Origin of the sequence: Nakamurella panacisegetis (assembly GCF_900104535.1) — a bacterium.
Classification (GTDB): Bacteria; Actinomycetota; Actinomycetes; order Mycobacteriales; family Nakamurellaceae; genus Nakamurella; species Nakamurella panacisegetis.
Genome location: NZ_LT629710.1, coordinates 3,524,187 through 3,545,672, shown reverse-complemented (window position 1 = coordinate 3,545,672; position 21,486 = coordinate 3,524,187). Strand labels below are relative to the sequence as shown.

The 21,486-nt window shown below is 68.7% G+C and carries 22 protein-coding genes; 10 read left to right on the top strand and 12 right to left on the bottom strand.

From position 1 onward, the window contains the following. Positions 1-5: 5 nt before the first annotated feature. Positions 6-1,016, top strand: a complete 1,011-nt coding sequence (locus BLS97_RS15895) for a glycosyltransferase family 2 protein (RefSeq protein ID WP_090482370.1) — start codon at positions 6-8, stop codon at positions 1,014-1,016. A 29-nt stretch (positions 1,017-1,045) separates the two neighbouring features. On the opposite strand, the gene BLS97_RS15890 is transcribed toward BLS97_RS15895, so the two are convergent. Then, the gene (locus tag BLS97_RS15890; RefSeq protein ID WP_090477476.1) at positions 1,046-2,005 is read right to left on the bottom strand and encodes an undecaprenyl-diphosphate phosphatase; all 960 of its coding nucleotides are present in this window, start codon (positions 2,003-2,005) and stop codon (positions 1,046-1,048) included. Beyond that, positions 2,002-2,682, bottom strand: coding sequence for a DedA family protein (locus BLS97_RS15885; RefSeq protein WP_090477474.1), 681 nt, complete (start codon positions 2,680-2,682; stop codon positions 2,002-2,004). Before BLS97_RS15885 ends, BLS97_RS15890 begins: the two co-directional genes overlap by 4 nt. Positions 2,683-2,844: 162 nt before the next feature. On the opposite strand from BLS97_RS15885, the gene BLS97_RS15880 reads away from it, so the two are divergent. The 3 genes from BLS97_RS15880 to BLS97_RS15870 all read left to right on the top strand — a co-directional run bounded on the left by BLS97_RS15880 (position 2,845) and on the right by BLS97_RS15870 (position 5,731). Next, positions 2,845-3,225 carry a BlaI/MecI/CopY family transcriptional regulator gene (locus tag BLS97_RS15880; protein WP_090477473.1) on the top strand — a complete coding sequence of 127 codons (381 nt, stop codon included), beginning with the start codon at positions 2,845-2,847 and terminating at the stop codon, positions 3,223-3,225. A 4-nt stretch (positions 3,226-3,229) separates the two neighbouring features. Continuing rightward, positions 3,230-4,198, top strand: a complete 969-nt coding sequence (locus tag BLS97_RS15875; protein ID WP_090477471.1) for a M56 family metallopeptidase — start codon at positions 3,230-3,232, stop codon at positions 4,196-4,198. A gap of 99 nt (positions 4,199-4,297) precedes the next feature. Next, positions 4,298-5,731 (top strand): phospholipase D-like domain-containing protein, encoded by a 1,434-nt coding sequence (locus BLS97_RS15870; protein ID WP_090477470.1) that lies wholly within the window; start codon positions 4,298-4,300, stop codon positions 5,729-5,731. A gap of 3 nt (positions 5,732-5,734) precedes the next feature. Here the strand turns inward: BLS97_RS15870 and BLS97_RS15865 are convergent, their stop codons facing one another. After that, a complete protein-coding gene (locus tag BLS97_RS15865; protein WP_157695471.1) occupies positions 5,735-6,523 on the bottom strand; it encodes a phosphatase PAP2 family protein in 789 nt (262 codons plus the stop codon). 180 nt (positions 6,524-6,703) lie between these two features. Here BLS97_RS15865 and BLS97_RS15860 point away from each other — a divergent pair, with 180 nt between their 5' ends. Together BLS97_RS15860 and BLS97_RS15855 are read left to right on the top strand one after the other, a co-directional pair. After that, complete coding sequence (locus BLS97_RS15860) at positions 6,704-7,735, top strand: LLM class flavin-dependent oxidoreductase (RefSeq protein ID WP_090477466.1); 1,032 nt, start codon at positions 6,704-6,706, stop codon at positions 7,733-7,735. Positions 7,736-7,832: 97 nt separating this feature from the next. Further along, positions 7,833-8,237 (top strand): helix-turn-helix domain-containing protein, encoded by a 405-nt coding sequence (locus BLS97_RS15855; RefSeq protein ID WP_090477465.1) that lies wholly within the window; start codon positions 7,833-7,835, stop codon positions 8,235-8,237. Here the strand turns inward: BLS97_RS15855 and BLS97_RS15850 are convergent. The 3 genes from BLS97_RS15850 to BLS97_RS15840 all read right to left on the bottom strand — a co-directional run bounded on the left by BLS97_RS15850 (position 8,218) and on the right by BLS97_RS15840 (position 10,621). Beyond that, on the bottom strand, positions 8,218-8,841 hold the full coding sequence (locus BLS97_RS15850; protein WP_090477463.1) for a ClpP family protease: 624 nt from the start codon (positions 8,839-8,841) through the stop codon (positions 8,218-8,220). The genes BLS97_RS15855 and BLS97_RS15850 overlap by 20 nt on opposite strands. 1 nt (position 8,842) lies before the next feature. After that, the gene (locus BLS97_RS15845) at positions 8,843-9,451 is read right to left on the bottom strand and encodes a ClpP family protease (protein WP_090477461.1); all 609 of its coding nucleotides are present in this window, start codon (positions 9,449-9,451) and stop codon (positions 8,843-8,845) included. Between the two features lie 75 nt (positions 9,452-9,526). Further along, positions 9,527-10,621, bottom strand: coding sequence for a L,D-transpeptidase (locus BLS97_RS15840; protein ID WP_090477459.1), 1,095 nt, complete (start codon positions 10,619-10,621; stop codon positions 9,527-9,529). Positions 10,622-10,868: 247 nt separating this feature from the next. Here BLS97_RS15840 and BLS97_RS15835 point away from each other — a divergent pair, with 247 nt between their 5' ends. Then, positions 10,869-11,669: a trypsin-like serine peptidase gene (locus BLS97_RS15835; protein WP_157695470.1), complete on the top strand. Its 801-nt coding sequence runs from the start codon at positions 10,869-10,871 to the stop codon at positions 11,667-11,669. Between the two features lie 36 nt (positions 11,670-11,705). Here BLS97_RS15835 and BLS97_RS15830 read toward each other — a convergent pair whose 3' ends face one another. Together BLS97_RS15830 and BLS97_RS15825 are read right to left on the bottom strand one after the other, a co-directional pair. Then, positions 11,706-13,823, bottom strand: a complete 2,118-nt coding sequence (locus BLS97_RS15830) for an Rv1355c family protein (RefSeq protein ID WP_090477456.1) — start codon at positions 13,821-13,823, stop codon at positions 11,706-11,708. Further along, a complete protein-coding gene (locus BLS97_RS15825; RefSeq protein WP_090477454.1) occupies positions 13,820-14,587 on the bottom strand; it encodes a hypothetical protein in 768 nt (255 codons plus the stop codon). The genes BLS97_RS15830 and BLS97_RS15825 overlap by 4 nt, the downstream gene beginning before the upstream one ends. Positions 14,588-14,874: 287 nt before the next feature. Here BLS97_RS15825 and BLS97_RS15820 point away from each other — a divergent pair, with 287 nt between their 5' ends. Together BLS97_RS15820 and BLS97_RS15815 are read left to right on the top strand one after the other, a co-directional pair. Continuing rightward, positions 14,875-15,255 (top strand): DUF7793 family protein, encoded by a 381-nt coding sequence (locus BLS97_RS15820; protein WP_090477452.1) that lies wholly within the window; start codon positions 14,875-14,877, stop codon positions 15,253-15,255. After that, on the top strand, positions 15,248-16,492 hold the full coding sequence (locus BLS97_RS15815; protein WP_090477450.1) for a sensor domain-containing diguanylate cyclase: 1,245 nt from the start codon (positions 15,248-15,250) through the stop codon (positions 16,490-16,492). Before BLS97_RS15820 ends, BLS97_RS15815 begins: the two co-directional genes overlap by 8 nt. A gap of 3 nt (positions 16,493-16,495) precedes the next feature. Here the strand turns inward: BLS97_RS15815 and BLS97_RS15810 are convergent, their stop codons facing one another. From BLS97_RS15810 to BLS97_RS15795, 4 genes are all read right to left on the bottom strand, one after another. Then, positions 16,496-17,281 (bottom strand): enoyl-CoA hydratase/isomerase family protein, encoded by a 786-nt coding sequence (locus tag BLS97_RS15810; RefSeq protein WP_090482367.1) that lies wholly within the window; start codon positions 17,279-17,281, stop codon positions 16,496-16,498. A gap of 119 nt (positions 17,282-17,400) precedes the next feature. Continuing rightward, positions 17,401-18,186 carry a GAF and ANTAR domain-containing protein gene (locus BLS97_RS15805; protein WP_090477448.1) on the bottom strand — a complete coding sequence of 262 codons (786 nt, stop codon included), beginning with the start codon at positions 18,184-18,186 and terminating at the stop codon, positions 17,401-17,403. A 136-nt stretch (positions 18,187-18,322) separates the two neighbouring features. Further along, the gene (locus BLS97_RS15800) at positions 18,323-19,483 is read right to left on the bottom strand and encodes an epoxide hydrolase family protein (protein WP_090477446.1); all 1,161 of its coding nucleotides are present in this window, start codon (positions 19,481-19,483) and stop codon (positions 18,323-18,325) included. Next, positions 19,470-20,732, bottom strand: a complete 1,263-nt coding sequence (locus BLS97_RS15795) for an MFS transporter (RefSeq protein WP_090477444.1) — start codon at positions 20,730-20,732, stop codon at positions 19,470-19,472. Before BLS97_RS15795 ends, BLS97_RS15800 begins: the two co-directional genes overlap by 14 nt. Positions 20,733-20,805: 73 nt before the next feature. Here BLS97_RS15795 and BLS97_RS15790 point away from each other — a divergent pair, with 73 nt between their 5' ends. After that, a complete protein-coding gene (locus BLS97_RS15790) occupies positions 20,806-21,387 on the top strand; it encodes a CGNR zinc finger domain-containing protein (RefSeq protein ID WP_231988137.1) in 582 nt (193 codons plus the stop codon). Positions 21,388-21,486: the final 99 nt, after the last annotated feature.

The window sequence follows — 21,486 nt, the reverse complement described above, 5'->3', positions numbered from 1 at the left end:
CGGGTATCCGGCTGGTCGTCCAGGTCCCCTGCCTGAACGAGGAGGAGACCCTGGGGCTGGTCCTGTCGACCATCCCCAAGGAGATCCCCGGGGTCGCCGAGATCATCGTCCTGATCATCGACGACGGTTCCTCCGATCGCACGGTCGAGGTCGCGAAGTCCTACGGCGTCACCCACTTCGTGCGGCACGCCCGCAACCGCGGGCTCGGCCGTTCCTTCCACGACGGGGTGCAGCGGGCGCTGGAACTGGGCGCCGACATCGTGGTGAACACCGATGGCGACAACCAGTATCCCCAGGAGCGGATCGGCGACCTGGTGCAGCCCATCCTGCGCGGCGAGGCCGACATCGTCATCGCGGATCGTCAGGTGCACCTGGTCGAGCACTTCTCGAAGCTGAAGGTGCAGTTGCAGAAGTTCGGCAGCGGCGTGGTCAACCGGGCGGCTGGGACCAAGCTGCCCGACGCGGCGAGCGGATTCCGCGCCTATTCGCGCGACAGCCTCATGCTCCTCAACACGATCACCCGGTTCTCCTACTGCATGGAGACCATCATCCAGGCCGGCAACAAGAAGCTGAAGATCGCCAGTGTGCCGGTCCGCACCAATCCCAAGACCCGGGAGTCCCGGCTGTTCGGCTCGATGCGCGAGCACATGATGAAGTCGGCCGGCGCCATCATTCGGTCGTACATCATGTACAAGCCGTACGCGATCTTCTCGTTCTTCGCGGCCATCTTCGGCGCCCTCGGCCTGTTCTTCTTCGCCCGGTACGCCGTGCTGCAGTTGCTCGGAGACGGCGGCAGCCACGTGCAGTCGATCCTGGTCGGCGCGGTGTCGCTGATCGTCGGGACGCTCTCGATCATGATCGGCATCACGGCCGACCTCATCCGGACGAACCGGATGCTGATCGAGGACACCCTGGAACATACGAAGAAGATGCGCTTCGGCCGGGGCAGCGAGTACACCTCACTCACCGACGCCCAGGTGGAGCTTCTGGCGTCTGGCTCGGTCGTCGACCGCTGACCGGTCAGCCCAGGGCCGACCGGTCAGCCTCACCTCGCGGCCAGGACCAGGAACGAGACGGCGCCGGCGGCCACGCAGTAGATCGCGAACGGAATCAGGGTCCGGGTTCTGAAGTACTTCTCCAGGAATCGGACGGCCAGGTAGGCGCAGACGAACGAGGCCACGCTGCCGGCCAGGATCTGACCGTGGATTCCGGCGCCCAGCGGCCCGAACAGGTCGGGCACCTTGAGCACGCCGGCGGCCAGGATCACCGGGGTGGCGAGCAGGAACGAGAACCGGGCGGCGTCGCGGTGCGACAAACCCTGGGTCAGGCCGGCCACCATCGTCGAGCCGGACCGGCTGATGCCCGGCAGCAGGGCCAGGATCTGGGCGCAACCGATCAGCACGCCCCGCTTGAACGTGATGCCGGACAGCCGGGTGTCCGACCGGACGTCGGCCTCGGCTTCGGACAGGCCGGCGTCCAGGTCGATCGCGGCCGACGGATCGCCCGCTCCGGCCGCCACCGCCACCGGCGGCGCCGCGACCGGGGCACGGCGACGAAGCCGCTCACCCAGTAGCAGGATCAGCCCGTTCGCGAACAGGAACGCGGCCGCCGGCATCGGCTTGCCCAGCACCGTCCGGAAGAGGTGCTCCAGCAGCAGGCCCGAGATGCCGACCGGGATCGTGGCCAGCACGATCAGCCAGGCCAGCCGTTCGGCGTCGGTGCTGATCCGCCGGTACCGGACGGAACTGACGAAACCACCGATGATGCGGACCCAATCTCGCCAGAAGAAGGCGAGCAGCGCCAAGGCGGTGGCCACGTGCAGCCCGACCACGAACGCCAGATACGGGGATTCGGGGGCCGACACGCTCAGGTCCTGCGCCCAGCTACCGCCCATCAGCGCCGGGAAGATCACCGAGTGGCCGAGGCTGGACACCGGGAACAACTCGGTGACGCCCTGCATCGCGCCTACCACGATCGCTTCGAGGTAGGAGATGGTCCCGCTCATGCGGCGTCTCCCGCCCGGTGGATGACGGGGGTGCCCGGATCGACGGCCGACGCACGTTCCCGGCGCATGCGCCTGAGTTCCAGCGCCACCGGGATCAGCGACACGATCACGACGACGGCGATGATCGGCAGCAGGTACTTGTCAATACCGGTGATCTGCGAACCGAGCCAGAATCCGAGCATGGTGACGCCCAGGGACCAGACCAGCCCGCCGAGGATCTGCCAGGTGGTGAACAGGCGCTGGGAGATGCCGATCATGCCGGCCATCGGGTTCATCACCGTCCGGACGACCGGGATGAACCGGGCCAGCACGATGGCCTTGGCCGGTCCGTAGCGCCCGACGACCTCGGTCACCCGCTCGGTGGCCCGCAGCAGCGCCGGACGGCTGGCCCTGGCCAGCAGTGACGTACCCAACGTGCGCCCGATCCAGTAGCCGATCTGCGCGCCGATCAAGGCACCCGCGGCGGCGACCACCAGTACGCCGGCCAGTGGCAGATGGAGGGCCCCGTGGCTGGCGGCCAGCAGTCCCGCGCTGAACAGCAGCGAATCACCGGGGAGGAAGAACCCGACCAGCAGCCCTGTCTCGGCGACGAGCACGCAGAAGATCCCGACCAGTCCGGTCGCCGCGATCACGCTGGTGGCATCGAGGGGATTGAATCCAGCAGCAAGGCTACTCATCGTTTCCTACCTCCGGGTGAGTCGGCTGTGAGCGCATTCATCTCTCTCCTTCGGTGCTGACATGTCACACTGATAACGACAAATTCGTTAGTACTAAGTTGGGTCAACTATTGACTCGGTAGTATCTACTACGCAGGTGATAGTAACAGCGGAGGATGGCGCGTGACGGATCGACGGGTTTCCGGCCCCCTGGAGACGGCTGTCCTGGCCGTGGTGGCCCGCGCCAGTGCGCCGGTTTCGGTCGCTGATGTGCAGAAGGAGCTTCCCGGCGGCCCGGCCTACACCACCGTCATGACCACGCTGTCCAGGTTGTCGGCCAAGGGCGCACTCACCCAGAGCCGGGAGGGACGGGCCTTCAGGTACCTGCTGGCCGCTCCGGTCGGGTCGGTCGACGACGCCGTCACGGCCCGCCGGATGCGTCGCCTGCTCTCGGACGGATCGGACCGCGCCGGCGTCCTGGCCCGTTTCGTGGCCGAACTGGATCCGGAAGAGGAACGCCTGCTGGCCGAACTTCTCGACCGCACCGACCACCAGGCCGGTTGAGGCGATGACGCTCCCGCTGATCGCGGCCCTGGTCGCTGTCCTGGCCTGCCTTCTGGTCGGGCGAAGCGCGCATCTGTTGCTCCGCAACATGCGTCCGGCCCAGGCCGTTGTCGTCCTCGCGCTGGTGTCCGTCACTGTCTCCCTGGCCAGCGGAATGGCGCTCACCGCGATCGCGGTCGCGGTGATCGCCAGCCTGACCGCGGTGGCCTCGGACGGGCACTGGTCGGCGTCGATCATCCGGACCGAGGTGCCGATTCCGGGGTGGCTCGGGGCCCTGGCCGCGCTGGCCGTTGTCGTCCTGATGGCCCGCGGGGCCGTGCGCACCGTCAGCATCGTGATGGCCCTGGTCCGGGCCGACCGACTGTGCCGGGACATCCGCGCCGACGGCGGCCCGGTCGTGGTCGTCGACGACGAATCCGCCGACGCCTACACGGTGGCCGGAATACGCGGTTGCGTGGTGATCAGCCAACGACTGCTCACCCGGCTCACCGCGGACGAGCGACGCGTGCTGACCGCCCACGAGCTGTCCCACCTGACCAAGCGCCACCACCTGTACGTGCATCTGGCCGACATCGCCGCCGCCGGAAACCCGCTGCTGGCACCGGTCTCGGCGGCGGTTCGGCTCGGCGTCGAACGCTGGGCCGACGAGGATGCGGCCACCGGGATCGGCGATCGCCGGGTCACCGGTCGCGCGCTGGCCCGAGTCGCCCTGCTCCGCTCGGAAATGTCCAGGGCCATCGCGGTGCCGACCGTCGGACCGTTGCTGGTCCGGGTGCCCGTGCTCGGGGTCGGGGCCCTGCTGGTGGCCTCCCGGGTCCAAGCGCTGTTGCAGCCGAAACCGCGACCGTATCCCGGCCGGGCGGCGGCCTTCCTTTTGTTGTCGGTCCTCGTCCTTCTCGTCGGCGTGGCCAGCCTCAACCACATCCACGACGCGATCGAGGGCGCGGCCCCGTACCTGCGGCACGGCCACTGACCCGCGCGCCCATACTCCTATCAGGTTCCGCCGTTGCCGTCAGGCGTTCGCCCGACGGCCGCCGAACAGGAAGGGCCGGCTCGTGAAGGGTTGCCACCGATGATCGACCGTCTCGATGACCTACTGGGCGGAGCCCTGGAACGAACGGTGGATCGCCACCACCGGAGTCGGCTGCGCCGCCTCGGGCAATCGGATGCGCTGTCGCCGGCCGGGCCCGAACTCGGGACGTCCGACCGTCCGGTACGTCATGGATGCGCGGTACACGTGCTGATCGACGGCGACGAAGCACTGGCCGCCGTCGCCGACGCCCTGGCCGGCGCCCGGTCGCACGTCCACATCGCCGGTTGGCACCTGACGCCCGGATTCCGTCTCCGACGCGATCCGGGCACACCCGCACTGCACACCGTCCTGGCCGAATTGGCCGAGCGGGTCGATGTGCGGGTGCTGCTGTGGGCCGGTCCTCCGCTGCCGTTGTTCAGACCCACCCGTCCGATGATGAAGGACGTGCAGACCCAGCTGATGCGCGGGTCGAAGGTGAAATGTGTCCTGGACGCACGGGAGCGGACCATGCACTGCCACCACGAGAAGGTGATCGTGATCGACGACGAGGTGGCGTTCGTCGGCGGCATCGATCTGTCCGATCTCAGCGGTGATCGCTGGGACCGCAATGCGCATCCGCCGCGCAGTGCGACCGGCTGGCACGACGTCAGCACACGTCTGCAGGGTCCGATCGTTGCCGATGTCGCACAACACTTCCGAGACCGATGGCAGGAAGTCGCCCGGGAGGATCTGCCGCCCCCCGCGGTTCCGGAGCCGGCCGGCGAGGTGACGGTTCGGCTGCTCCGCACCGTGCCCGAGAAGACGTACGACTTCGCTCCCCGCGGAGAATTCTCGATCCTGGCCGCCTATCTGCGGGCCCTGGGTTCGGCCCGGGAATTCATCTATCTGGAGAACCAGTTTCTCTGGTCGACCGAGATCGTGGACATTCTCGCCGAGAAACTCCGCCACCCGCCGCAGCCGGACTTCCGGATCGTGCTGGTGCTTCCGGTGCGACCCAGCAGCGGCCGTGACACCACCCGCGGGCAACTCGGCCGGCTGCTCGACGCCGACGGCGGGGCCGGCCGCCTGCTGGCGACGACCGTGCGGGCTCACGCCGACGGGCGGGCCGACCCGCTGTATGTGCACGCCAAGGTCGGCATCGTCGATGACGCGTGGCTCACCATCGGTTCGGCCAACCTCAACGAGCACTCGCTGTTCAACGACACCGAGGTCAACATCGTGAGCCAGGACCGCACCCTGACCCGTTCGACGCGGCTGCGCCTGTGGGCCGAACATCTGGAATGTGCCGTGTCCGAGGTCGAGGGTGACCCGGTGGCGGTCATCGACTCACGATGGAGGCCCCGCGCGGTGGAACAGCACGAGCGGGATGTGGAGCACTCCGCGGTCACCCATCGGCTGGTCGAACTGCCCGGGGTGTCACGGCGGACCGAGCGCCTGTTGGGTCCGGTCAGAGGCCTGCTGGTCGACGGCTGACCGTCACGAGGGCACCCCAGCCGCGGGCGGCGGCCACCGCCGCGCCCGCAGTTGGCGCGCGGTCGTGCACAGCAGCAACCACCCGGCGCCGCAGAGCCAGCCGCCGAGCACGTCGGTCGGCCAGTGCACCCCCAGATACAGCCGACTGACCCCGATCGCGGCAACGAACACGGCGCCGACCACCGCGGCCGCCACGCGGAGCCGGGTCGCTCGCAGAATGGGCCGCAAGAGCACGGCCAGCGCCCCGATGATGGCGATCGACGCCAACGCGTGGCCGGAGGGGAACGACTGGTTCGCCTCGACCACCAGGCGTTCGGCCATCGGCGGCCGGGCCCGGCCGATCAGGGGCTTGGCCGCGCTCACGAACAATCCGGCTCCGATGGCGACCACCGCCAGGAACACTGCGTCGGCGCGGCGGCGGCGCCACAGCAGGACGACCACGACCACGCCGGCCAGTGATCCCATCGCCAGGGTGCTGCCGGTCTGGGTGATGACCTTGAACAGCGCAGTCAGCGGACCGCCCCGGTGACCAACGAACCAGGACCATGTCGGGCGGTCGATCGCCGTGAGGCCGTCGCCTTCGGTGGCCGCGTCCGCCAGCAGGGCAATCGCGGCGGCGATGACGGCCAGGCCGGCCCCGCGGAAGGCCAGCCAGGACCAGGTCGACTGAGTGGTCCGGCCGCGGAAACGGACCGCCCACACCACCGACAGCCCGATCAACAGCAGCGCGGCGACGGCGTAGGGCACCCACGCGTAACCGAGGGTGGTCACCGCTGCGGTCGATCGCCTCATGCCCGCATCCGTGTTCGGCTGCATCCACATCGATAGCCCACCCTCCGGTCTCGGTGCGTGGATCAAGTCTTTCATGCGCGGCGACGTCAATTACTACCCGCTTGATAGTTGTTGGGCCCGGCTGCGTCGGGTGAGGCGCCAACCAGCAGAATCATCGACGAACCGAAGGAGGCGGCAAACGTGCCCACACCCGCAGAACCGTTGGCCAAGCTGGGATTTCTGACCATCGGGCTGTTCGACGGTGACCATCCGGCCGACGGGCACGAATCGACCCTGAAGATCATCGAACTCGGAGAGCAGCTCGGTTTCGACAGCGCCTGGGTACGCCATCGGCATCTCCAGTACGGCATCTCCTCGCCGGTGGCCATCCTGGCCGCAGCTACCCAGCGCACCTGCCGGATCGAGCTCGGAACGGCCGTCACTCCGCTCGGCTGGGAGAACCCGCTGCGGTTGGCCGAAGACCTGGCCACCGTGGACATCCTGTCCGGCGGCCGGCTCAACCCGGGGATCAGTGTCGGTCCGCCGATGCGGTGGGACGAGGTCAGACAGGCCCTGTACCCAGACACCGCCGACGTCGAGGACTTCGGCTACGAGCGGGTCAACCGACTCCTCCGCCTGATCAGTGGCGAACCGGCCACCGGATTCAGCGGCGTGGCCGGCATCGAGGTCTTCTCCGATCGCGTACAGCCCCACTCCCCTGGCCTCCGGGCACGCATGTGGTACGGCGGCGCCAGCCTCCGATCCGCCCAGTGGGCCGGCGAGAACGGCATGAACCTGCTGGCCAGCAGCGTCGTCCGGGCCGAGGAATCCGAGGACTTCGCCGACATCCAGCTCTCGCACATCCGGACCTATCGAGCACACCATCCGGACGGAGCGGCGGCCCGCGTGTCACAGGGACTGGTGGTCATTCCCACTGATACCGCCTCGTCCGAGCAACAGGCGAAGTACTGTGCCTACGCCGACTCCCGGCTGGCCCGCACCACCGCACCACAGGGCCCGGCCCGGATGATGTTCGCCCCCGATCTGGTCGGCTCGTCCGAGGAGATCGCCCAGATGCTCTACGCCCACGCCGCTTTCCGGGAGGTCGACGAGGTCGCGTTCGCCCTGCCGTTCAGCTTCGAACACGAGGACTATGTCCAGATCCTGACCGATATGGCCACCCGCCTCGGGCCGGCCCTCGGCTGGTCGGCCCGCACCGCGGAAGGCCGGTGACCCCGCCGGAGCCGGCGGAGACGGCCGCGCGTCCGCCCGCAGCGAAACCGTCGCCCGCTCCCAGGCACATCCGCCGGGACGCCCCTAGAGTTTCTTCATGGATGCTGACCAGGAAAGCCAGGTAGTCGAACTGTTCCCCCGTCGGCGCCGGCCCGAGCCGCTCTGGCGGGAACTGGTGGGGCAGGTGCTCCGGTCCGAACGGATCGAGCAGGGGCGCACCCTGCAACAGGTGGCCGAACGGGCCGGCCTCTCCCCTCAGTACCTGTCCGAGGTGGAGCGCGGGCGCAAGGACTCGTCGTCGGAGATGCTCGAATCGATCTGCGGCGCAATGGGTCTGCGGTTGTCCGACCTGCTCTCGGCCTCCAGCCGGACCCTGCACGGCGTCTCGGCCCACCCGGGCCGACCCACCACCATGCCCGCCGTGAAACCCGCCGGACCGACCGTGCGGCCCGCGGCCCGGCCAACGACCCGACCGTCCGGCGTCACGTCGATGGCGGCGTGAGAGCTTCGGCAGCGACCTTCCGGGCCGGCACGATCCGGTCGGCCAGGCCGTAGGCCAGCGCCTGCTCCGCGTCGAACACCCGGTCGCGTTCCGTATCGGCCAGCAACGTCGCCACCGTCTGGCCGGTGTGACGGCTCAGCACCTCGTTCATCTGGGCCCGGACCCGCAGCACCTCCTGCGTCTGCAGGGCCAGGTCCGCGATCGTCCCCCGGGCGTCGGTCGACGGCTGATGAAGGACCACCCGCGCATGAGGCAGCAGCGACCGATGTCCGGCCGAACCGCCGGCCAGCAGCACGGCCGCCCCGGAGCCGGCCTGGCCGACGCAGGTCGTTGCCACCGGAGCCTGCACGGACTGCACGGTGTCGTAGATGGCCATGGTCGCCGACATCGATCCTCCGGGGGAGTTGAGGTAGATGGAGATCGGCTGACCACCTGACTCCGAGTCCAGATACAGCAGCTGCGCCACGACGACATTGGCCACGTCGTCGTCGATCTCGGTGCCCAGGTAGATGACCCGTTCGGACAACAGTCGCGAGTACACATCGACGATCCGTTCACCCGACGGCGTCTTCTCGATCACCGTCGGCACGGTGTAGTGACCCATGTCAGTACCCCAGCCCGGTGGTGCGCCCGGTCGGCCGGATCTCGTCGAGGGAGGTGATGACTCGGTCGACGAATCCGTAGTCCCTGGCCTCCTCCGCGGTGAACCAGTGGTCCCGGTCGCTGTCCGCTGCGATCGTGTCGACCGGCTGACCGGTGAACTGCGCGTTGAGGCGATTCATCAGGGAGCGGGTGTGCTCCAGATTGGCCGCCTGGATCTGGACGTCGATCGCTGTGCCCTGCACGCCGGCTGATCCCTGGTGCATCAGAATCCGGCTGTGCGGCAACGCGTATCGCTTGCCCGGGGTACCGCCGGACAGCAGGAACTGACCCATGCTGGCGGCCAGCCCCATCGATAGGGTGGCCACGTCGGGACCGATCGCCCGCATGGTGTCGTAGATGGCCAGGCCGGCCGAGACCGAACCTCCGGGGGAGTTGATCATCAACAGGATCTCCTGACGCCGGTCCTCGGCGGCCAGGAGCACCAGTTGTGCGCACAGGCGGTTGGCGACCGCGTCGTCGACCTCCTGACCCAACTGCAGGACACGGCGACGATGCAGCTGGACGGTCAGTTGCTCGCCGAGGTTCTCGGTGACGTGCTCGGTGGTTGTCATGCCCCCACCGTGCCGTCCCCGAGCCACCCCGCGCGAGCAACGCTGCTGACAGCGGATCCGCCTGCAGCAGCGACGCTAGGAGGTGGAGACCGCGCCGCCCCGGCTCCACTCGGCCCAGGACAGGTTCCAGTCGCCGTAGCCGTCCCAGACCGGCATGTCGCCACCGCCGGTGTTCTTGTAGACGGCGACGTCGCCGATCAGGGCGAAATCGAAGAACTGCTTCGCCGCATCCACATTGAGGTTGGTGCATCCGTTGGAGGTGCTGCGCTGACCGATGTTGCCGCCGTTCCAGCTGGCGGCGTGGATGAACTCACCCGAGTTGGTGAGCCGGCACGACCACGGCACCTCGAGGTCGTACTCGTCGCCCGGCGTGGTGCCGATCATCCGCTCCAGCTTCGCCCGCTCCATGATCACCTTGGTGCCGTTGAACGTCGGGGTGGAGGCCTTGCCCAACGAGACCGGGAAGTTGAACTTGACCAGTCCGTCGCTGGTGGTGACCAGCCGCTCGGTGGCGCCGTCGACCATGGTGATGTTGGCCGCCCCGGTTTTGATGCTCAGGGTCAGGCTGTCGTCGAACAGCAGGCCCTTGCCGGCCGAGACGTTCTTGATCGGCAGGTCCAGCGAGATCGCGGCGTGGGCCGGCCAGTACGTCTGGGGACGGTAGTGCGCCTCCATCGGATACCCGCTGTAGATCGCAGACTTCTGGAAGTACCAGGCGCCCTGGATGACCGTCCCGTTGACCTTCACCGTGGTCGCCTTCACGAATGCCTTGGCATCGGTGATCACCTTGGACATGTAGACGATGATCGGCAGGCCGACGCCGTAGGTCTTGCCGTCGCCCTGGTACAGACGCACGTGCACCGGTTTCCCGGTGGGTGCGGCGGTCGTGGTCGGGCTGGCGGTCACCGGTGGGGTGGACGCCGCCGGCGCGCCCGAGGACACGGCTCCGGATGCGGGGGCAGCACCCGACGACGCTGCCGCCGATGACGGGGCGGCTCCGGCAGCGGACGACGGCGCTACACCCGCCGACGACACCGGGTCACCCGGCGTCACGGTGGTGGTGACCACGACGGGGCTGGACGAGCTGGTGCAGGCGGTGAGCACGGCCTCCAGTCCGCCCAGGGCGGCCACGGCCAGGAAGGTGCGGCGGGACAGGGACAACGAACTCATGGGCGGCACCTTTGTGGTCACGTCGATTGACACCGAACAGTCCGCCAAGTTACGGCAGCCGGATCAGCGCCGAACCCGCATCGAGTGCGAGCGTCGTGACAATCCACTGTGCGGGATCGACCCGATCTCATCCGGAATTTACTCGGACGTATCGAGCCGAACCGTGACAGCCAGGCGGCGCGAGTCTACGGTCAGACGAGCGGCGGATCCCCCGTCATCGGCCGGACCATCTGGAGGATAGTCGATCTTGATTCGTCGCGGAGTTGCCCTGGTGTTCGTGGTCGGAGCCGTCGTCCTGAGCCTGGGCCTGGCCGCGCTCCCCGCAGCCGCCGACCCGGCGCCGCCACCGGGCACACCCACGGCGACGAGTTTCGCCGGCGTTCCCTTCGTCGGCGCGGTCTTCGCCGACGGCCTGTCCAACCCGCACAGCTGCTCGGCCAGTGTCGTGCACAGCCCCCGGCACAATCTCGTGCTCACGGCCGCGCACTGCATCAGCGGCACCGGACGCGGGCTCCAGTTCGCCCCCGGTTATGACAACGGCAGCACACCGTACGGCGTGTGGACCGTGCAGAAGGCCTGGGTCGCCCCGGCCTGGATCGCGTCCCAGGATCCGCACGCCGACTACGCGTTCCTGCAGGTGGCGCCGCAACGGTGGGAGCGCCGGAGGGCCAATGTGGAGGATCTCACCGGTGGGTCGATCCTGGGAATGGCCCCATCGCCGGGCACCCAGATCACCGACATCGCCTACGCCTACGGCCTCGACGACCAGCCGATCCGGTGCACCAATACGGTCACCCTCACCGTCGGCTATCCGACCTTCAACTGTCACGGCTACCCCGGCGGCACCAGCGGCAGCCCGTTCCTGGTGACCCGCGGAGATCTGCCCTCGATCGTCGTCGGCGTCATCGGCGGGTTGCACCAGGGCGGCTGTTACGAGTGGAACTCCTTTTCCTCGCCCTTCGGCGCCGAGACCTATCGCACGTATCTCAGGGCCGCCCTCGGCCTGCCCGGCGACACCGTTCCCGTGGCCGGCAGCGACGGCTGCTGAACGCCGGCGGGCCAGCGGCGACCCGGGCGACCGCAGTCAGCGGGCGGCCAGCACTTCGTCCAAGGGCAGCCGCTCGCTGCGCGGCGGATCTCCGGCGTCGTGGGACAGCCGCAGCACCAGCATCGGAGCCTGACCGGCCGTCAGGCCGACGACGTCGGCGAACCGGGAGGACAAGGCACCCAACCGTGACTGGAAGGGTTCCGACACGTTGGCGAGGTCGCGTTCGTCCCGGGCGTAGAGGAAGACCGGCGACACCGGTTGGACCCCGAGCCCGTCCTGCTCGGCGGTGATCCACACCCGTTCCACCGCCGCCCCACCGCGCAGGTAGTCCTGGACCCCGTCGCCGTCCATGGCGACGACGGCGACGGCCGAGCTGGTCCGGACGCGGTCGCGGGTGTTGTCGCCCAGCGCCACACCGCCGCCCCAGGCCGCCAACAGCTCCATCACCTCGGGGCGTCCGGCCACCTCCAGCTTGGCCAGGTCCACCTCGTCCAGTCCGAGTGTTCGCACGTCGATGCCCAGCTCGAGGCGGTCCCGTCCCGGCCATCGCAATTCACTCATCATCTGCGTGTGCAGCAGCGGTGTGAGGTAGCGGAGCCGGTCGGACTCGGCCAGGATGTCGGCCACCTGGCCGAGCCGGTCCGGGTCCTCGACGAGACGGACGAAGCCGCCCTCGATCGCCGCCGCGGCGGCCAACCGATCCCGCACGGCCGCGGTCAACGGCGCCCGCCGGCCCAGGTTCCGATTGGAGATACGGCGGATCATCCCCGGGTAGAGGCCGGGCAGCGACGGATCGGCACCATCGACCAGGGTGACGGCCACCGCCGCCGATGGGTCGCCACCGGGCCGGAAGTCGACCTCGGTCCCCCGCCCGTGGGCCGCCGCGGCCACCCGGGCGTTGAAGGCAGCAGCGCCGATCGCCACGTAGCTGCCACGGAACCGCTGGTCCATGGCCGAGGTGCGCTCCGGTACCAGCGAGATCCGGACGCTGGGCCCAGACACCTCGACCGCCCACGGTTGGACGTTCCCACCGGACGGCGCGAGGCGGATGGCGTGCACGACCGCGTCCAGGACGTCGGCGGGTCGATCCGCGGTGAGGTCGGTTCGCGGGCCGTCGGCGGACATTGACCGGCCGGGCGCCAACGCCGGGTCCAGACGGTCGAAGCTCTGCTCGAGATCGACCCGGATCCGCCCGGACGGCAGGTGCTGCCCCCGCCCGAACCGGCGGACCGCGGTGGCCACCATCGACGCACCCAGTGCGATGTCCCCGCCCAGCTGCGGCCAGGTCGACACGGTGCGGTCGATCTCCACCATCGATGCCGCCATCCGGGCTGACAGCTGCGTCGCCTGGAGGATCCGCATCACGTGCGGGGCCTTGTCCCGGGTCGGCAGACCGCGTAGCGATCCGGCGTCCACGTCACCGAGCAGTCCGTGGAACGGAGGCCGCGACGGCTCAAGGTCGAACCGCTCCACGTCGAACAGACCACGGTCGCTGGTCTCCATCAACACCGGAATGCCACGGCATCGGGCCTCCTCGCGCACCCGCACCTTGATGTCCAGGGAGTCGCACTCCTCGATCACCAGGTCGAGCCCGTCGAAGAACTCGTCCATGGAGTCTTCGGTCAGCCCGTCGGGCAGCACCCGGACCGGAAGATACGGATCGAGCTCGGCGATACGCCGCGCGGCCACCACGGCCTTGTTCACCCCGAGATCGAACACTCCGGCCGGGATCCGGTTCAGGTTCGACAGTTCGATGGTGTCGAAGTCGGCCAGGCGCAACTCGCCGCACAGCCCCTCCAGGGCGATCGTGTGGGCGATGGCGTGACCCACACTCAGACCCACCACCCCGATGACGAGTCGTCCGAGCTGATCCTGTTCGGCCCCGGTGATCTTGTTCCGGTTCCGGTCGGTGCGGATTCGGCGGTAGGCCAGGGGGCCGGGCAACCGGACCACGGTGTTGCGCCACGGGAAGAAGGCCCAGCGGGTCCCTTCGGACACCTCGTCGTCGGTCGGCGGCGGCTGCAGACGGCGCAGTTCGTCCCGGCCGTGACCCGTCTGATCGAGAACCCGCAGCCCGGGACGGGACCGGAGCTCGGACAAGGCGGCCTCGTCGACCCAGACCGGCTGGTGACCGTCCTCCGACACAGGCGTCACGCCGCGACCGGAGCGATCGTCTCGAGTTGCCCGGCGTCGGTCGCGGACAACTGCGCGGCCTCGTAGACGATGTGCGGCAACTGGTGCGCCGCGGACAGATCGGCGAAGGTTTCCCGATCCCACCACATCGGCACCGTCTGGTAGCGGGCGTCGGGATAGGCCACCGGGCAGACGTCCTCGCTGACGGTGCCACCGGTCGTCTGCCACCGGCGGCGGGCGTGCCGCGCCACCGTGCCCAGGGCGTAGCGAACATCCATCAGGGTCAGCGTGTGGACGAATATCCTGGCCATGGCATTCGTCAGGGCATCACGGCCGGGGAACAGGTCATCAACCCAGCCGGTCTTCATCTCGACGACGCCCGCCGACAATCGGGTGCGGATCTCGCGCTCGAGTTCGTCGCTTCCTTCGGCACCACCCCACTCGGCGATCGCGTGGGCCTGCGCGACCTCGCGGTACGGCCCCTGCACGCGCATACCGCCGACCACCGACCCGTCGGGGGCAACCGCCGCGAAGAACATGGCCGTGGAACGCCCGTCGACGACCTGGTCGTACTCCAGCACGGACTCCACGTCGTGCTTGCGGTAACTCTGCTGCGCACCCGCCAGGTAGGCCCGCCAGAGGGTGGGCTGTTGAACCGGGCGAGCGACCAGGAACCGGCATCCGGTGTCCAGATCCCGATAAGAGGCGACCAGTGGGCCACCGGTGGTCGGGGCCTCGATCGGGGCGGTTCGAGGGCCTGGAGACAGCAGATTCGTGCGCGTCATACACCAATACTAGGATTAAGTCTCGCTCCGCTGACGGCCGGTCGATCGGAGATACGCCACAGACCAACGAGCGCTCAGGACCGAAAGCCTGACGGACCCCCCGGTTGGAGGTATGCATATCGTGCAAAGCCCTTCGTTCAGGCGCTTGGCCCGAGGAAATTCGGCTATTTCGGCTACGATCTGCGACAAGTCGACCCGCATAGTCGAATCCCTCACGACAGCGAAATATGATGAGTTGTCATCGCAGCGGGCAATGACTCTGAGCTGCGTGGCCGAAGGATGACCCCATGGACGAGACGACGGATTCGGCACTTCCCTGCCGAGTCTGGTGGGACGAAGAGAACCAGGTGGCGCACAACGATTGGCTGCCTGGTTCGGTGTGCGACCTGGCCGCGGCGCGTCGGGTGACCGCAGCCGTCAGCGCATTCGGGCGGGGTCCGGTCCCGGTCCTGGTCGACATGAGGTTTCTGGCCAAGGCGGACCGGGCCGCCCGGGAGCACTTCACCAGCCCGGAAGCCCAGGCAACGGCCGTTGCCCTCCTGGTCGCCTCCGCGGTGAGCAAAGTGGTGGCGAACTTCGTGATCAGTGTGCAACGGATGCCGGTGCCGGTCCGCATGTTCACGGACGAAGCATCCGCCACCACCTGGCTCAGGGAGCAACGTGAGTGACGCCGCGCTGACGGGCCGTTTCGATGCCGTGATCTCGCTCCTGACTCGACTCGCGGCCGGACAGCTGGAAGCACGAGGAACACCATCGGATCTGGACGACGACATCGACTCGGTGATCGTCGGTATCAACATGCTCGCGGAGGAGTTGCAGGCCAGCCACGAGGAGATGGAACGCCGCGTGATGCAACGGACCCACGAGTTGCAACAACTCAACCGCGACATCACGCAGCTCACCGAACTGGGCAATCTGCTGCAGGCATGCGACAGCGTCCAGGAGGCGTTCGACGCGATGAGCACATCGTTGTCCGCCTTGTTCGACGGCCTGTCGGGGGTCATCTACGTCTATCGATCGTCGCGAAACGTCCTGGAACCCAAGGTGATCTGGGGCGATCTGGTGGACGTCCCGCCCCTGGCCCCGAAGGACTGCTGGGCCCTTCGGCGGGGACAGTCACACGTCGTCAAGGCGGAGAACCCCGCGCTCGTGTGCCAACATCGGCTCGAACGGCAGGGTGACTCGGTCTGCGTACCGATGTCGGCCCACGGTGAGACGAGCGGTCTGCTCCACCTGGTCGAGCCGGCCCGGCCCGGCCAATCGCCCCGCCCCCAGCCGGGCCCGCTGACCCCGGCCAAACAGAGCCTGGCCGCCGCCGTCAGCGAACAGAGCGCCTTGGCCCTGGCCAATCTCGAACTCACCGAGAAGCTGCGGCTGCAGGCCCTCCGCGACCCGCTGACCGGCCTGCTGAACCGCCGTTTCGTCGACGAGTGGATCAACCGGGAGGTCGCCCGCACCGATCAGACCGGCCGATCATTCGGCGTCATCATGGCCGACATCGACCACTTCAAGCAGATCAACGACCTGCACGGCCACGATGCCGGGGATCAGTTGCTCAAAGCGGTGGCGCACAGCATCCGGAACGCATTGCGTCCGGGTGACCTGCCGTGCCGTTACGGCGGCGAGGAGTTCCTGCTGCTGCTCGCCGACATCGACGCGGATGTGCTGCGCGACCGGGCCGAACAGGTGCGGACGAGGATCTCCGAACTCCGTGTCAGCCACCGCGGCGGCACCCTGCCGACGGTCACCCTCTCGGCCGGCATCGCCGTCTATCCCGAAGACGGTCGGACTGCGACCCAGGTCATCGATGCCGCCGACGCCGCTCTGTACGCAGCGAAGCGCAATGGCCGCAACCAGATCGGGGTGGCTCACCCGATCTCGGACGCCGAAGGCACCGGCGCCTGAGTTCTAACGCATCCGCCACTCGGGGTCACGCTTCTCACGGAACGCCGCGACCCCCTCGCCGACATCGGACGTGGTGAGGGCCAGGGCCAGTTGGGCCTGCAGGTGGGACAGGGCCTCCCCCAGCGCAAGATCGCGGGTCACGGCGAGCGCCTGTTTACCCAGACGCATCAGCAGCGGCGACTTGGCCGCGATCCGTCCGGCCCAGGCGTCGACGGTCGCCGCGAATTCCGGCGCCGGGACCACCGCGTTGACGATGTGCAGCGCGAGGGCCTGATCGGCATCGATCAGGTCGCCCAGCATCATCAGTTCGTTGGCCTTGGCCCGTGGGACGCTGCGGTAGATCAACGCGGAGATCATGAACGGGAACACCCCGACGTTGATCTCGGGGCACCCGAACCGGACGCCGCTCCGGGCGATCACCAGGTCGCAGGCCAGGGCCAGTCCGAAGGCACCGGCCAGCACGTCGCCCCCGGCGGCGCAGATCGTCGGCTTCCCCAGGTCTCCGATCAACCGGAACAGCCGCGGGAAGCGGTCCAGGCCGGCGTACTTCTCGATCACCGGACGGTCGTCGGCGAACGCCTTCAAATTCCCACCGCTGGAGAACACCCGGTCCCCCGACGCGGCCAGCACCACGACCCGGACCGCCTCGTCGTCACGGGCGGACTGCAGGTGACCGATCAGCTGGTCGAGCAGATCATCGCCAAGGGCGTTGCGGGTGGCCGGGTCGTCGAGGGTCACCGTGGCCACGCCGCGGCCGTCGACCCCGTATCGAACCAGATCTGTTGTCACGGTCGGATTCCCGTCTGTGGTCGGCTCTCTCGTCGGCGCTCGGTCGGCGATCCGGGAGATCGCATCCGGCCGGCCGCTTCGATGATCCAACACGATCCGGACGGTCCCGGCGAGTGGGGTCAGCCGGAGGGCGAGTTGTCGCTGATGACGTGAGCCGCCTGATCGATCACCGTCCGCCCCCAGTCCTCGGCCTGGTCGATCAGCACCTGATGCGCGTAGTCGACGTCGAAGCCGTTGAGCTGCACCAGAACTCCGACGGCGCGCTGCACCGTGATCTCGTCGGCCAGCGCACGACGCAACACCTCCTCGGCCGAGGGCGACGGAGCGGAGTTCTGGAAGTCGGCCAGTCCACGACTGGCATATTCGGTGAGCACGGTCAACAGGTCTCGATCCGGCATCGGCACCACCGGGTCCTGGCTGTACAGGTTCATCGCTCCGACCGACCGGCCGTTGGCGTACAGCGGCAACGCCAGCACGGCGTACACGCCGACCTGGCGGGCCACCCGGGCCAGATGCGGCCAGGCGCGAGCCAGTTGGACGTCGGTCATGGCGACCGCCGTCCCGGAGCGCATGGCCCGTAGACAGGGGCCGTCCTGGTTCTCGTACTGACGTTCATCGACGATCAGTACCCGGGAGTCGGTGTGTGCAGCCGTCAACGGCGGTCCGTTGAACTGCGCGGTGATCCCGGCCCAGCCGACGTCGGGGAACAGCCGCACCGCCTCCCGGGCGATTCGACTCAACAGGTCCAGCAGCCCGCCCACGTCCACGGCCCGGCGGTGAAGGGCGGCGATGAGATGCGCCATCTCCTCCGGATGAGCGGACAGGGCGCTCATCAGCGCCGGCGATTCGGGAGGGGGTGCCGCGCGGAAATCGGCGATGACGGACTTCTTCCCTTGGTGTCGCATCGTGACTGACGACAGGTTCGTGACCGAAAGGCGTCGCGCGATGCGGTCCCGGCCTAGCAGAGCATCCGCTTTCACGCTAGTCCTCTTCACCCGCCTTACACCGAAATCGCGGCACCTTACAGTCGTCTGCGGGTCCTCACCGGGGTCGGTGCCCGAGCGAGCGCTGCAGTTCGCGAGCGAAGGAAGAGGGCACTTCGAACATCGGGAAGTGCCCGCCCCGCTCGGCCACCTGCCAGTAGGTCAAGTCGCAGAAGCGTTGCTCCACCCAGCGGCGCGGCAGCTTCTCGATGTCAGCCGGAAAGATCGTCACCGCGGTCGGCACCTCGACCACCTCGTCGTTGCCCGGGGGCGGAAAGTTCTCCCAGTAGAACCGGGCGGAGGAACCCCCGGTCCCGCTGAGCCAGTAGAGCGTCACCGTGTCCAGCATGCGGTCCCGACTCACGGCCGCCTCCACGAGGCCGTCGTGGTCGGTCCAGCTGTGGAACTTGTCCAGAATCCAGGCCAGCAGGCCCACCGGTGAGTCGAGAAGGGCGTAGCCGATCGTCTGCGGCCGGGTCGATTGCACCAGCGAGTAGCCCCCACCGGAGCGCCAGAAGCGGCGGGTGTCGGCCACCCAGCCGGTCTCGACCTCGGTGAGGCTCCCGTCACCCTGGGTCGGCTCGCTCACGTACGGGGTGTGGGTGTGGACCGCGGCGACGGTGTCTGGATGACGATGGCCCAGAGCAGTGGTCACCCGCCCACCCCAATCGCCGCCGGCGGCCAGGAAGCGTTGATACCCCAGGCGCCGCATCAGTTCCACCCAGGCATCGGCGGTCCGATCGACATTCCATCCGGCACGGCTCGGCTTGCCCCCGAACCCGAAGCCGGGCAGCGACGGGGCCACTACGTGGAAGGCGGGGGTGGTCGGCGACGCCGGGTTGGCCAGTTCATCGATGACGGCCAGGGGCTCGAGCACCGAACTGGGCCAGCCATGGGTGAGAACCAGCGGTCGGGCATCCGGTCGGGGCGAGCGCACGTGCAGGAAGTGGATGTCCAGCCCGTCGATCTCCGTCAGCGACTGGCCGTGATCATTGAGTTCCCGTTCCACCCGCCGCCAGTCGTACACGTCGATCCAGTAGCGCACCAGCTCAGCGATGTAGTCCACGGGCGGGCCCTGGCGCCAGTCGAGGCCGCCATCAGGACCGGTGACGGTCTCGGCCTCCGGCAGACGCGCTCGGCGCAGCCGTTCCCGCAGGTCGTCCAGCTCGGCCTCACCGACCTCCAGCAGGAATGGACGGACATCTTCAGACTTGGACATCGTTCAGCTCCCTTCCCAGTGGCCCGCCGGCCGGTGACCGGCGGTCGAGTGCTCCGGAGGTGACAGCCAGGGCGACGCCTCCGACCGCCATCCCGGCGCCGACCCAACCAATCGCCGCATACCCGGCGCCGACCGACAACACGAGTCCGCCGGCCCAGGCGCCGATGGCGTTCGCGGTGTTGGTGGCCGAGTGCATGATCGAGGCGGCCAGGGTCGGTGCGTCGGGCGCGACGTCCAGGAGGCGGGCCTGCATGCTCGGCATCGCGCCCATGCACAGCACCCCGAGCAGGAACACCCCGACGACGGCGGTCACCGGATGGTGGACCAATACCGTGAAGGCCGCCATCAACCCCGCGAACGCGATCAGACCGGCCGTGATCGTCCCGAGCACCGACCGATCGGCCAACCGTCCACCGACAACGGTCCCGACCGTCATCCCGACCCCGAAGAGCGACAGGACGGCCGGCACCCATCCGTTGGAGATGCCGGAGACGTCGGTGAGCGTGCTCGAGATATAGGTGTATACGGCGAAGATGCCGCCAAACCCCACGACGCAGGTGGCCACCGCCATCCAGAACTGCCCGTTGCCGAGCGCGCGCATCTCCCGCGTGAGACGACCGTTGCGCCCCCGGGGCAGCACAGGGACGAAGAGGCGGACCGCGAGGACGCTCGCCAGGGCCACCACGGCGACCAGGGCGAAGGTGGCTCGCCAACCCCAGTACTGACCTATGGCGGTGGACAGAGGGACCCCGGCGACGTTGGCGACCGTCAATCCGAGAAAGACCGATGCGATCGCACGGCCCCGCCGCTCGTCCGGCACCAGGGACGCCGCGGCCAGAGCAGCCACACCCAGGTATGCCCCGTGCGGCAGCCCGGCGACGAACCGAGTGGCCGCCAGGGCGGGAAAGTCGGGCGCGAGGGCCGAACCGGAGTTGGACAGGACGACCAGAGCGGTCATCACCAACAGCAGCGAGCGGCGCCGCATCCGAGCTCCGAGGACGCTGATCACCGGGGCACCGATCACTACGCCGAGCGCATAGGCCGAGATCAGCAGGCCGGCCGTCGACTCCGGTACGCGGAGGGATGCCGCCACCCCCGGCAGCACACCCATCGAAGCGAACTCGGCCGTTCCGAGCGCCGCCCCGCCCAGCGCCAGGCTGAACAGGGCGAGGGACGTGCCGCCCGGGGTCAGGGCGCGGCAGTCGTCATCGGCGGTGCGACCGGCCGGTGCGGGCGTCGAGAAGGGCATGACGCGACCGTAACTGGTTATACCGGTTTCATCAACCCCGTGTACCGGTTTCATGCCCAGCTAGACTGACCACATGACGGAGGCGCGAATGACACCCGCCGTGGCCAAGCGGTTCCGGTCGGGACGGGCCTGCCTGGATTTCGCGCACACGGCCGAGACGCCGGACTGGCGGGAACCGGAGCTCGTCTACGACCGACCCAGCCTGGAACGATGGCTGAGTCACATCCTCGGTCTGGCCGCAGTGCGGACGGAGCCCGGCGACGTGGCCGAGGCCCACCGCCTGCGAGCAGCGATCCTGCGGCTGGCCCGGGCCCGCACCAGCGAACAGCCGTTCGACCCGCAGGACGTCGATGTCCTCAACGCGTTCGCCGCGGCCGCGCCGCCGATCCCCCGGCTCACCGCGAACGGTGCCCTGGCCCCGTTGGCCGCCACCGCCGTCGCCGGTCTGTCCGCGATCGCACGCGACGCCATCGATCTGTTCGCCGGCCCGCTGGGCCATCGGATCCGGGTCTGCGCCTCACCGGACTGCGCGTACATGTTCGTCGACGCATCTCGCCCGGGCACCCGGCGGTGGTGTTCCATGCAGCGCTGCGGCAACCTGGCCAAGGTGCACACCCACCGCGACAACCAGGCGGTCAAGGACCTGGCGCGGTAGTCCCGCCGGCGAGGTCGCGGCTGGATGCCGAGTGGCGCCGAGGCAACCTCGCAGGCCTGCTGAACGACGCCACGTACAAACGCCGAGGTCGCGGACGGC